Source organism: Achromobacter sp. D7-1 (genome assembly GCF_059760445.1).
This window is the reverse complement of the sequence record NZ_JCBAMT010000078.1, coordinates 20,858-32,954: the sequence shown is the minus strand read 5'-3', so window position 1 is coordinate 32,954 and position 12,097 is coordinate 20,858. Positions and strand designations below refer to the sequence as shown.

The window sequence follows — 12,097 nt, the reverse complement described above, 5'->3', positions numbered from 1 at the left end:
CGCATGGGCCGCAGGCGGCCCATGCGTGCCCGGCGATTACACGCGCTCGATAATCAGCGCGATGCCCTGGCCCACGCCGATGCACATGGTGCACAGCGCATAGCGACCACCGGTGCGGTGCAGCTGGTTGATCGCGGTGGTGGCCAGGCGTGCGCCGCTGGCGCCCAGCGGATGGCCCAGGGCGATGGCGCCGCCGTTGGGGTTCACGCGCGGGTCGTTGTCGGCAATACCCAGCTGGCGCAGCACGGCCAGGCCCTGGGCGGCAAACGCCTCGTTCAGCTCGATGACGTCCATTTGCGCAAGCGTAAGGCCGGTCTGGGCCAGCACCTTCAGCGTGGCGGGCGCCGGGCCAATGCCCATGATGCGCGGCGCGACGCCGGCCGTGGCCATGCCGACCACGCGGGCGCGCGGAGTCAGGCCGTGACGAGCGGCAGCCTTTTCGTCGGCCAGCAACAGCGCGGCAGCGCCGTCGTTGACACCCGAGGCATTGCCGGCGGTGACGGTGCCGCCTTCACGAACCACGCCCTTCAGCTTGGCCAGCGATTCCAGCGTGGTTTCACGCGGGTGCTCGTCCTTGCTGACGACGATGGGGTCGCCCTTTTTCTGGGCGATCGACACGGGCACGATCTCGGCGTCGAAGAAGCCTTCTTTTTGCGCGCGCGCGGTCTTCTGCTGGCTGGCCAGCGCGAACAGGTCCTGGTCTTCGCGGCTGATCTTGAAATCGTCGGCGACGTTCTCGGCCGTTTCGGGCATCGAGTCCACGCCGTATTGCGCCTTCATCAGTTTGTTGATGAAGCGCCAGCCGATGGTGGTGTCGTAGATCGCGGCGCTGCGCGAAAAGGCGCTGTCGGCCTTGCCCATGACGAACGGCGCGCGGCTCATGCTTTCCACGCCGCCGGCCAGCATCAGGCCGGCTTCGCCGGCGCGGATGGCGCGGGCGGCGCCGCCGATGGCGTCCAGGCCCGAACCGCACAGGCGGTTGACAGTGGCGCCGGGCACTTCGATCGGCAGGCCGGCCAGCAGCGTAGCCATGCGGGCCACGTTGCGGTTGTCTTCACCCGCCTGGTTGGCGCAGCCCATGATGGCGTCGTCCAGTTCTTCCCAGCGCACGCCGGGATTGCGCGCCACCAGCGCCTTGATGGCTACGGCGGCAAGATCATCGGGGCGCACGGAAGCCAGCGCGCCGCCGTAGCGGCCGAAGGGGGTGCGGATCGCGTCACAAATAAAAGCATGCACGGTCATGGGAAGCTCGAAGTAAGTGAGAAAAAATCCGGATCGGCCGATCTTAACGCAGCGCTTTCGCGCCAAGTTGGTGCACCTGTGGGATGTCCGCTGCACGGACAGTGTCCAATGGCTGTTCACCCAAACGGTGCGCGCGGCGAGCCCTGCGCCGGGACGCGGGCCCGGGTCTTGAACTCAGGCCGCCGGCGGCCTGGCGGCGCGCGCCGTGTCCACGATGGCCTGCCGGCGGAAGCGTCCGGCGGCCAGATGATAGAAGGGTTGCGGGCAGAACTGGCGCGACACGCCCGAGGCCAGCAAGGATCCCACCAACAGCCAGAACAGCATGGGCTGGCTGCCCGTCATTTCCATCACCACCACGCTGGCGGTCAGGGGCGCCTGGGTCGCGGCGGCCAGGAAGGCCGCCATCGAAATCAGCACCAGCACGCGGTGATCCACGCCATCTCCCGCCAGTTGCCAGATGTGATGGCCGATGCCCGCGCCCGTGGTCAGGGCGGGCGTGAAAATGCCGCCAGGTATGCCGGCCCAATAAGACGCGACAGTGGCGGCCAGCTTGGCCAGGCCGAAACTGGCCGGCGCCGCGTCTTTGCCCGACAGCAGATCCGCCGCCACGCCGTACCCCGTGCCGTAAACGCTGCCGGCCGTGGACAGGCCGATCAGTGCCAGGATCAGGCCCATGATGAAGGCCGTCCAGATCGGATGCGCGCGGATCCAGGCACGCCAGGACTGCGGCGCGCTGCCGGCCGCCCCCTTGCCGAGCAGACGGGCGAATATGCCGCCCAGCGCGCCGTTGAGCGCCGCGCAAATGACGACCCACATCACCATGCCATGGGCCAGCGGCGCGCCGCCGAAGACGCCGAAGTAAGGGTTGTTGCCGACCACGGCCACGACCAGGAAGCCCGAGGCCAGCACCCCGATCAGCACCAGCCGCTGCCAGCGCAGCACGGTGCCCCGTCCCAGTTCCTCGATGGCGAAGATGACGCCGGCCAGCGGCGCGTTGAAGGCGGCGGCCAGGCCACCCGCAGCGCCGGCGGCGATCAATTCATTGGCGTGGAAGCCGCGCAGTTGCACGCCGCGGCGCTTCCAGAAGTCGCCCCAGGCCAGCATGAGGGCGGCGCCCACCTGCACCGACGGCCCTTCGCGGCCGATCGACGCGCCGGCCAGCATGCCGAAGAATGCGAGGGGAATTTTCCAGAGGGTCTGCCCCAGCGCCACCAGGCTGTTCTGGCTGGGACCAGGCGGCAGCGACAAGGCGCCGATGACCTGGGGAATGCCGCTACCGGAGGCGTTGGGCGCAAAACGCAAGGTCAGCCAGCGCAAGGCAGCCAGGCTCAGGGGCAAGACCAGCAAGGCCAGCCAACCGTTGTAGGCCACCCACTCGCGATTCCATTCCAGCGCCTTGTCGGCCAAATAGGCAAAGCCCAGCGACATCAGCGCCACCAGACCGGCGCCTCCCAGCAGCAGCCCCATCTGCACGCTCTTGCGCGACAGGCGGTTGATCTGGCGCACCTTGCGATGCGCCCACCGGCGCGGGCCGGCCAGCAGCCGGCGTAGGGGGTCGGGCAGGTTCATGGGCAAAAGCCGGCGCGGTTGAAAGTGGCTAACCTTACCACTCCCACCTGACCGGCAGCCCACAGCGCGAGATCAGAACGTCGACCAGTCGTCGTCCGAACCTTGCGCCAGCGCGGGACGCGCTGCGGAAACCGCCGCCTTGCGCGGCGCGGCGGGCACGGCCTGCACCAGGCGGACCTGGGCTTCACGCGCCGAGCCGCCGCCCGCTTCCACCTTGAAGCGGCGCACTTCCTGGGCCAGCCGGGTGGCCTGCTCCTGCATGCTGGCGGCCGCGGCGGCCGCCTCTTCCACCAGCGCGGCGTTCTGCTGGGTCACGGTGTCCATCTGCGCCACGGCCTGATTGACCTGGCCGATGCCGGCAGACTGCTCTTCCGAGGCGCTGGCAATCTCGCGCACCAGCGTGGCGACCTGACGCACGCTGTCCACCACCTCGCGCATGGTGCGGCCGGCCTCGTCGACCTGGCGCGTGCCGCCCTCGACGCGCGTGACCGACTCGTCGATCAAGGCCTTGATCTCCTTCGCGGCCACCGCCGAACGCTGCGCCAACGTGCGCACCTCGCCAGCCACCACCGCAAAGCCGCGCCCCTGCTCACCCGCGCGCGCCGCTTCCACCGCGGCGTTGAGCGCCAGGATGTTGGTCTGGAAGGCAATGCCATCGATCACGCCAGTGATGTCGGCGATGCGGCGCGAACTGTCGGAGATCGCGCTCATGGTCTGGACCACGCCGTCCACCACTTCGCCGCCACGCACCGCCACGCTGGACGCCTGGTTGACCAGGCGGTCCGCTTCGCTGGCGTTGTTGGCGTTCTGCTGCACGGTGCTGGTCAACTGCTCCATCGACGCCGCGGTTTCCTCCAGCGACGAAGCCTGTTCCTCGGTGCGCTGCGACAGGTCAGCGTTGCCCTGAGCGATCTGCGAGGATGCCGAAGCGATGCTCTCGCAGCCGTCGCGCACGTCCTTCACGATGCGCGCCAGGCTTTCGTTCATGGTCTTGAGCGCGCCCATCAGGTCGCCGGTTTCGTCGCGCGTGGCGACCTGGATGTCGGTCGTCAGGTCGCCCGCCGCCACCTGGCGCGCGGCCGTCACGGCGTGTTCCAGCGGACGCACGATGCCGCGCGTCACCAGCCAGCCCAGCAGCATGCCGACCGCCACGCCGATCACGGCCAGGGCGAGCATGAGCGCGCGCAGATTTTCGTAGAGATCCGTGCCGTTCTGCACGCTTTGCGCGGCGACGGTTTCCTTGATCTTCGCCAGGCTGGTCATCAGATCGTCCAGCTTCTGCGACGAGGCGATCACGCGAGCTTCGACCTCGGCCACGCGCGGATCGGCCTGGGTCAATGGCCGGGCCTGGGCGGCGGCGAAAAACGCGGCGGACTCGCGCTTCCAGACCTGTTCGGTCTCGGCGAACTGCGCCAGCAGACGCTTGCCATCTTCCGAATAGAAATTGGCCGCGGCCTTTTCACGCAGCTTGTCCATCTGCGCAACGGCGTCGTCGAACTGCTTGCGCAGTGCCTGGCGCTCCTGGTCGGTGGAGGCGGCCAGGTAGCCGTTGCGGGCGCGGCCCGCGTAGATCAGATTGATATTGGCTTCCTTGACGTCCGAGATGCCGCGCAGTTCGGTGTCGTAAAGCCGGTCGTTCATTTCATTGATGCGCGCCAGGCCCCAAACTCCGAAGCCCCCGATCGCACCGCCTATCACCGCCACCAGCAAAAACGCGCCCGACAGGCGCGCGCCGATGCGCAAACCCGAAAAAAACCGCAACATGCTTCCCTTCCCTGTAGTTACCACGGTTTATGGCGGGCATGCCGCAGCCGTGGACCCCGTGGTTCAGTCGCCGACCGGGGCCAACGATAGTGGTTGCCAAACCTAGGGATAACCCGGAAGAAAAGCCGGTTTGTTCTTTATTTCCCCGCAATGGATTCGACAATCGACAGGGATTTCGCAAACTGAATTTTTACTGAACAAAAAGAAAACCCCAGGCTTGCGCGAGGGGTCTGTTCAGGGCCGCGGCGCAATGCCGCGGCAGGCCTGGCTTTGCCGGTCAGGCGAAGTTCTTGGCCGCGAATTCCCAGTTCACCAGCGCCCAGAAATTTTCCAGGTACTTGGGACGGGCATTGCGGTAGTCGATGTAATAGGCGTGTTCCCAGACATCACAGGTGAGCAGCGGCTTGTCGGCCGTGGTCAGCGGGGTGGCGGCGTTGCTGGTATTGACGATGTCGACCGAGCCGTCGGCCTTCTTGACCAGCCAGGTCCAGCCCGAACCGAAGTTGCCGGCGGCCGACTTGTTGAAGGCTTCCTTGAAGGCGTCAAAGCTGCCCCACTTGGCATTGATGGCGTCAGCCAGCTTGCCGGTGGGAGCGCCGCCGGCCTTGGGGGCCAGGCTGTTCCAGTAGAACGTGTGGTTCCAGATCTGGGCGGCGTTGTTGAAAATGCCACCCGAGGACTTCTTCACGATGTCTTCCAGCGACAGCGTTTCGAATTCCGTGCCCGGGATCAGGTTGTTCAGGTTCGTGACGTAGGTCTGGTGATGCTTGCCGTAGTGGAACTCCAGCGTTTCCTTGGAGATGTGCGGAGCCAGTGCGTCCAGTTCGTAAGGCAGGGGGGGAAGAGTATGTGCCATTGAGGTTCCTTCTGTTGAGTGCACGATCAAGCCGTTCAATTGTATCGGCAACTACTGAGGATACCGCGTTAACCCCCCGCCCGCGCGGGGTTAAGGGACGCATCTGCTTATCACTGGAAGCATGTACTCATGAGGGCAGGCGCTTGACCCGCCAGGCAGGCGCGCGGCCTGCGCTCAGGACGCTTCGCGACTATCGCGGGTACGCGTGACCGCGACCTCGGCGCCGCCATGCGCGAAGCTCAGGTCCAGCGCCTGCCCCGCCGCCAGCGCGGCCGCGTCGCGCACGATGCGGCCCTGCTCGTCGCGCGCGATGGCGTAGCCGCGGGCCAGCGTGTTGCCCGGGTCCAGCGCGCGCAATTGCGCCGTGGCGGCGGCCAGCCGGTTGCGCCGCTGCACCAGCAGCCGCGCATGCGCCTGGCCAAGCTGGCGCGCTGCGCCCGCCAGGCGGTCGGCGGCACGGCCGGTGTCCGGCACCCGATGCGCCAGGCGCTGGGTCAGCAGATTGACGCGCGCGGCGCGGCGCTCTTGCGGACCGGACCAGGCGGTGGCCAGGCGGAAACGCAGGCTGTTCAGGCGCTCGCGCTGATGCTCCAGACGCTGAGCCGGCGACACCAGTTGGGCGGCGGCGCGGTCGAGCCGCTGGGCGGCGCGCTCCAGGCGGCGCTGCTGGCCCCGTGTCATGGCCTCTGCCGCCTGCATGACCCGGCCGAGCAATTCGGAACGCGGCACGCAAGCCAGTTCGGCGGCCGCGGTCGGCGTCGGCGCGCGCACGTCGGCCACGAAATCGGCAATGGTGAAATCCGTCTCGTGCCCCACGCCGCTGATGACGGGGATTTCGCTGGCCGCGACCTCGCGCGCCAGCGCTTCGTCGTTGAAGCTCCAGAGATCCTCGATGCTGCCGCCGCCGCGCACCAGCAGCAGCGTGTCGACTTCCGCGCGCTGGTTGGCCGTGCGCACCTGGGCGGCCAGCCGCCCTGCCGCGTCCGCCCCCTGAACCGGCGCCGGATAGATGATCACGGGCACCTGGGGTGCACGCCGCGCCAGCGCCGACAGCACGTCCCGCAACGCCGCGGCGTGCAGTGAAGTGATCACGCCGATCGCGCGTGGCAGCCCCACGGGTTCGCGCTTGCGCGCCGGATCGAACAGGCCTTCGGAAGCCAGTTGCTCCTTCAGGCGCAGGAAGGCCTCGTACAGATTGCCTAATCCTGCCCGTCGCATGGCGTCGGCCTGCAGCTGATAGTCGCCACGGGGCTCGTAGAGGGACACCCGGGCCCGGATTTCGACCTGATCGCCTGCCCGCGGCGTGAAACCCACCGCGCTGGCGCGGCTTCTGAACATGACGGCGCGCACGGAGGCCCGGCTGTCCTTGAGCGTGAAGTACCAATGCCCGGAAGCCGCCGCTGTGAAGTTGGAAATCTCTCCACGCACCCACAGCGCCGGGATGCTGCGCTCCAACAACTGCCCCACCGCTTGATTCAGCTGGGCAACCGTCAGGATATCCCGCGCAAATACGTTGTTTGTGACTGTAGATTCAATTGTCATGGGGCTTTCCGATGCGTACCTGTCCACAGGGGCCGCGTAGCGGGCCGCAATCATACCGCGTCCCAGCATATTTGCAGCAACCGGCCCGAAAGCCAGCAAATTCGAATTAAATCATTGATTTTTATAGATATTTATCAAAAACGGAGCTGCTCGCAATTGAAGCAAACAAGTGCAAGCCCTGTGCCCATAAGCATTCCTGGGAAGTTTTGCACAGAATTATCCACAGGATCTGTGGATAGATTGGGGGTCGTACCGACTTGCCACACCCCCCGCCGCGCCGTTACAGTTTCGGCTTGATCAGTTGCCGGTTTGCGCGCCCTTGCGCGCCGGCTCCCCCGGGAGTTGAACGCTTTGCTTTCCATACTGCGCGAGGCCGGCTGGCCGATCTGGCCCCTGCTGGCGACATCCGTCCTGGGCTTGGCGCTGATCTTCGAGCGCTTCCTCTCCCTGCGCCGCGGCTTGGTCATGCCGCGCGGCCTGAGCGATCAAGTGGCTGAAATGCTGCGCAACCGCCAGGACACTCCCGAATCGATCAACCGCCTCGAACGCAACTCGCCGCTGGGCCGGATCCTCGCCGACGTGATGCGCCACCGCCACCTGCCCCGCGAAGAACTGCGCAATGTGGTCGAAGACACCGGGCGCGCCGTCGCCCACGATCTCAGCCGTTACATTCCCGCCATCGGCACCATCGCCGTGGTCGCGCCCCTGATGGGCCTGTTCGGCACCGTGGTCGGCATGATCGAAATCTTCGGTTCCTATACCCCCGGCGGCGGCGATCCCGCCCAGCTGGCGCGCGGCATCTCGATGGCGCTGTACAACACCGGTTTCGGCATCCTCATCGCCATTCCCGCCATGATCGCGCACCGCTACCTGCGCAGCCGCGTCGACGGCTACCTCAGCGCCATGGAACAGGCCGCGTCGCGCCTGGTCCGCGCCGTCTCGCCCGGATCCGCCCCGCGCGAGGGCCGTTCATGAATTTCCGCGGCCCCCGCGGCGACCGCGATGAGCTGGATATCAATCTGATCCCGCTCATCGACGTGCTGCTGGTCATCCTGATCTTCCTGGCGGCGACCACTTCCTTCGCCCGCTTCACGCAGCTGAAGGTGACCCTGCCCCAGGCCTCGATGGAACAGGACACGCCCCCCGCGCTGGAAGTCGCCGTCAGCCAGGACGGACGCTACGCACTCAACGGCACGCTCATCGACGTCTCCACGCCGCCCGAAATCGCCGACGCCCTGCGCCAGGCCGCGGCCGGCAAGACCGAGCCGCTGGTCGTCATCAATGCCGACGCTCAGACCACCCACCAGTCCGTGATCAACATCATGGAAGCCGCCCGGCTGGCTGGCATCGGCCGCGTCAACTTCGCCGCGCAGACCACCCGGTGACCGCCAAGCATGCCTCGACGCTGCTGGCGCGCCAATGGCAGCACGGCGGCTGGCTCTCCAATCTGCTGCTGCCGCTGTCCAGGCTGACCGCCTGGGAAGTGGCGCGCAAGCGCCAGCGCTATCTGGACGGCAGCCGCAGCGCCTATCGCGCCCCCGTTCCCGTCGTGGTGATCGGCAATGTCTACGTCGGCGGCACCGGCAAGACGCCCATGGTCATCGCCACCGTCGAAGCGTTGCGGTCGCGCGGCTACACCCCTGGCGTGGTCAGCCGCGGCTACGGCGTCAAGGTCGGCCCCCACGCCCGCGTCGGGCTGGGCGAGCTGGAAGCGGCCCGCTTTGGCGATGAACCCGCGCTGATTGCCCGGGCTACCGGCGCCCCGGTCTCCGTGCACCCGAAACGCGCCCTGGCCGCCCAGGCCCTGCTGCGGGCCCACCCCAAGGTGGATGTGATCGTCTCGGACGACGGCCTGCAGCATCTGGCGCTGGCCCGCGACATCGAAATCGTGGTGCAGGACGAGCGCGGCGTGGGCAATGGCCGCCTGCTGCCCGCCGGTCCCTTGCGCGAACCGGCCGAACGTCTGCGGGAAGTCGACGTGGTGGTGACCAACATCGGCACGCCCGACGGCCAGCCGCAAGCCGTGGGCGCCACAGGCCAGCCGCGGCAGGTCAGGATGTGGCTGGAACCGGGCGACACGCGCCAGATCTCGGGGCGCGGCAAGCGTCCGCTGGCGGCCTTCGCCGGACTGCCCCGCGTCGCGGCGGCGGCCGGCATCGGCAACCCGGAACGTTTCTTCACCACGCTGCGCGGCGCCGGCATCACGCTGGCAACCGCACTGCCCCTGCCGGATCATCACGCTTACACCGAATCGCCTTTCCGGGCGCTCACGGCCGACGCCATCCTGGTCACGTCCAAGGACGCGATCAAATGCGCCGCGCTGGACGACCCGCGCCTGTGGGAAGTCCCGGTACGCGCCGGCTTTTCCGATCCGCAGCTGTTCGACTGGCTGGCGCAGGCCTTGCGCCAACCGGCGCGGCGGTAGAAAAACGCCAGCCTGACGGTGCCGCGGCGGCAAAGCCGGTCCGGCCCCAGGCAAACTGTTTTAGAATTCCGGTCATGGAATCCCGCCTACTCGACATCCTCGTCTGCCCGCTGTGCAAGGGCCGCCTCGAACACGACCGGCAGCAAGCCGAACTGGTCTGCCGCGCCGACCGCCTGGCCTTCCCCGTGCGCGACGGCATCCCCGTCATGCTGGAATCGGAAGCCCGCGCGCTGGACGACGCCCCCGCTGCCCCCTGAACCGCCGCCGCATGAGCTTCATCGCCCTGATCCCGGCGCGCACCGCCTCGACCCGGCTGCCCGACAAGCCGTTGGCCGACATCGCCGGCAAGCCCATGGTCGTGCGCACCGCCGAGCGCGCGGCGCTGTCCGGCGCTGCCCGCGTCTATGTGGCCACGGACGACCTCCGCGTCCAGCAGGCGGTCCAGGCGCATGGGCTGCAAGCGCTGATGACCCGTGCCGATCACCCGACTGGCACCGATCGCCTGGCCGAAGCCGTGGAGCAACTGGGCCTGCCCGACGACGCCATCGTGGTCAACGTGCAGGGCGACGAGCCGCTGATCGAACCCGAACTGATCGACGCCGTCGCGGCCAAGCTGCAAGCCAGCCCCGCGGCCGACATCGCCACCTGCGCCTGCCCCCTGGCCGACGCCGACGCGCTGTTCAATCCCAATGTGGTGAAGCTGGTCTGCGCCGCGGACGACCGCGCGCTGTACTTTTCCCGCGCCCCGATCCCCTGGGCGCGCGACGCGCTGGCCTCGGGCGAACGTATCCTGGCTGAAGGCCTGCCCGCCTGGCACCACGTCGGCCTGTATGCCTATCGGGTGTCATTCCTGCGCCGCTACCCGCGCTTGCCGCAGGGCGCGCTGGAACGCTTCGAATCGCTGGAACAGCTGCGGGCCATGGAACACGGCCATGTCATCGTCGTCCATCGGGCGTCCCACCCTCCTGCCGCAGGCGTAGATACCCCGGCAGACCTGGAACGCGTCCGAGCGGTCTACAGCAAGCAGATATAAGGGTTATTTCCTATGGCGCGGCTCCGCATCGGCTGCTGCATTGCGGCATAATTCCCCGGATCACAAAAAATACACCCCTTCAGGAGCACTCATGCGTCTCATCTTGCTCGGACCTCCCGGCGCCGGCAAAGGCACCCAGGCCGCGTTTCTCACCCAACACTTCGGCATTCCCCAGATCTCCACCGGCGACATGCTGCGCGCCGCGGTCAAAGCGGGCACGCCGTTGGGCATTGAAGCCAAAAAGGTCATGGATGCCGGCGGTCTGGTTTCCGACGAGATCATCATCGGCCTGGTGCAGGACCGCCTGCAGCAGCCCGACTGCGCCAACGGCTACCTGTTCGACGGCTTCCCCCGTACCATCCCGCAGGCCGACGCGCTCAAGAGCGCCGGCGTCAAGCTGGATTACGTGGTGGAAATCGAAGTCCCCGAAGAGGACATCATCGAACGCATGAGCGGGCGCCGCGTGCACCAGCCCAGTGGCCGCAGCTACCACGTGCGCTTCAACCCGCCCAAGGTCGAAGGCCGTGACGACGTCACCGGCGAAGAACTGATCCAGCGCGACGACGACCGCGAGGACACCGTGCGCAACCGCCTGTCGGTGTACCGCGAACAGACCCGCCCCCTGGTCGACTACTACTCGTCCTGGGCGCAGCAGAATCCCGCCGATGCGCCGAAGTACCGCAAGATCTCCGGCGTCGGCGCGGTCGAAGAAATCAAGGCGCGCCTGTACGCAGCCGTCCAAGGCTGATCGGCGCCTCGATGGCTCACAGGCCTTCGGCGCCGGCTCCGGAACGCATCGCGTCCGGCCGGCCCCGAAGGCCTAGTCATATCCGGCGCCTGCCGCGCCGCTTTCATCCCTAGAACTCACTGGTGGTAGACACATGGAAATCGCGAACAAGGTATTCATCGTCACGGGCGGCGCGTCCGGACTGGGCGCCGGCACGGTGCGCATGCTGGTCGAAAACGGCGCCAAGGTCGTTATCGCCGACGTGCAGGACGAGCCGGGCTCGGCCCTGGCCAAGGAACTGGGCCAGCGCTACGTGCACTGCGACGTGACCCAGGAAGCCGACGGCAAGAACGCCGTGGCGGCCGCGCTCGAACTGGGCACGCTGTTCGGCCTGGTGAACTGCGCCGGCGTCGCGCCCGCCGCCAAGATCGTCGGCAAGAACGGCGCGCATCCGCTGGAACTGTTCCAGAAGGTCGTGTCGATCAACCTGATCGGCAGCTTCAACATGATGCGCCTGGCCGCCGAGGCCATGAGCGCCAACGCGCCCGAACCCACCGGCGAACGCGGCGTGATGATCAACACCGCCTCCGTCGCCGCCTTCGACGGCCAGATCGGCCAGGCCGCCTACGCCGCTTCCAAGGCGGGCGTGGCCGGCATGACCCTGCCCATCGCGCGCGACCTGTCCAAGACCGGCATCCGCTGCATGACCATCGCCCCCGGCATCTTCGGCACGCCCATGATCTTCGGCATGCCGCAGGAAGTGCAGGACTCCCTGGCCGCCAGCATCCCCTTCCCCGCCCGCCTGGGCCGCCCGGAAGACTACGCCAAGCTGGTCCACAGCATCATCACCAACGACATGCTGAACGGCGAAACCATCCGCCTCGACGGCGCCATCCGCATGCCGCCGAAGTGATGTAGTACAAAGACAGGCCCACCAGG

Annotated in this window: 12 protein-coding genes; 7 read left to right on the top strand and 5 right to left on the bottom strand. The window is 67.4% G+C overall.

The genetic code is table 11. From position 1 onward, the window contains the following. Positions 1–36: 36 nt before the first annotated feature. The 5 genes from pcaF to xseA all read right to left on the bottom strand — a co-directional run bounded on the left by pcaF (position 37) and on the right by xseA (position 6,973). On the bottom strand, positions 37–1,242 hold the full coding sequence (gene pcaF / locus AC6LKD_RS25860) for a 3-oxoadipyl-CoA thiolase (RefSeq protein ID WP_498117845.1): 1,206 nt from the start codon (positions 1,240–1,242) through the stop codon (positions 37–39). 174 nt (positions 1,243–1,416) lie between these two features. Further along, positions 1,417–2,811, bottom strand: coding sequence for a chloride channel protein (locus AC6LKD_RS25855; RefSeq protein ID WP_492275394.1), 1,395 nt, complete (start codon positions 2,809–2,811; stop codon positions 1,417–1,419). Between the two features lie 72 nt (positions 2,812–2,883). After that, positions 2,884–4,575 (bottom strand): methyl-accepting chemotaxis protein, encoded by a 1,692-nt coding sequence (locus AC6LKD_RS25850; RefSeq protein ID WP_498117844.1) that lies wholly within the window; start codon positions 4,573–4,575, stop codon positions 2,884–2,886. Between the two features lie 277 nt (positions 4,576–4,852). Further along, the gene (sodB, locus tag AC6LKD_RS25845; protein ID WP_013394768.1) at positions 4,853–5,431 is read right to left on the bottom strand and encodes a superoxide dismutase [Fe]; all 579 of its coding nucleotides are present in this window, start codon (positions 5,429–5,431) and stop codon (positions 4,853–4,855) included. A 174-nt stretch (positions 5,432–5,605) separates the two neighbouring features. After that, positions 5,606–6,973, bottom strand: a complete 1,368-nt coding sequence (xseA, locus tag AC6LKD_RS25840; RefSeq protein ID WP_041654018.1) for an exodeoxyribonuclease VII large subunit — start codon at positions 6,971–6,973, stop codon at positions 5,606–5,608. Positions 6,974–7,324: 351 nt separating this feature from the next. Here xseA and AC6LKD_RS25835 point away from each other — a divergent pair, with 351 nt between their 5' ends. The 7 genes from AC6LKD_RS25835 to AC6LKD_RS25805 all read left to right on the top strand — a co-directional run bounded on the left by AC6LKD_RS25835 (position 7,325) and on the right by AC6LKD_RS25805 (position 12,071). Continuing rightward, positions 7,325–7,948, top strand: coding sequence for a MotA/TolQ/ExbB proton channel family protein (locus AC6LKD_RS25835; RefSeq protein WP_013394770.1), 624 nt, complete (start codon positions 7,325–7,327; stop codon positions 7,946–7,948). Next, positions 7,945–8,358 (top strand): ExbD/TolR family protein, encoded by a 414-nt coding sequence (locus AC6LKD_RS25830; protein WP_498117843.1) that lies wholly within the window; start codon positions 7,945–7,947, stop codon positions 8,356–8,358. The genes AC6LKD_RS25835 and AC6LKD_RS25830 overlap by 4 nt, the downstream gene beginning before the upstream one ends. Further along, positions 8,355–9,398, top strand: a complete 1,044-nt coding sequence (gene lpxK, locus AC6LKD_RS25825; protein WP_498117842.1) for a tetraacyldisaccharide 4'-kinase — start codon at positions 8,355–8,357, stop codon at positions 9,396–9,398. The genes AC6LKD_RS25830 and lpxK overlap by 4 nt, the downstream gene beginning before the upstream one ends. Positions 9,399–9,472: 74 nt before the next feature. Next, a complete protein-coding gene (locus tag AC6LKD_RS25820) occupies positions 9,473–9,655 on the top strand; it encodes a Trm112 family protein (protein WP_013394773.1) in 183 nt (60 codons plus the stop codon). A gap of 11 nt (positions 9,656–9,666) precedes the next feature. Then, complete coding sequence (gene kdsB, locus AC6LKD_RS25815) at positions 9,667–10,431, top strand: 3-deoxy-manno-octulosonate cytidylyltransferase (protein ID WP_498117841.1); 765 nt, start codon at positions 9,667–9,669, stop codon at positions 10,429–10,431. Positions 10,432–10,522: 91 nt separating this feature from the next. Further along, positions 10,523–11,179, top strand: coding sequence for an adenylate kinase (gene adk, locus AC6LKD_RS25810; protein ID WP_332015819.1), 657 nt, complete (start codon positions 10,523–10,525; stop codon positions 11,177–11,179). 133 nt (positions 11,180–11,312) lie between these two features. Further along, a complete protein-coding gene (locus tag AC6LKD_RS25805) occupies positions 11,313–12,071 on the top strand; it encodes a 3-hydroxyacyl-CoA dehydrogenase (RefSeq protein ID WP_088141370.1) in 759 nt (252 codons plus the stop codon). Positions 12,072–12,097 lie beyond the last annotated feature (26 nt).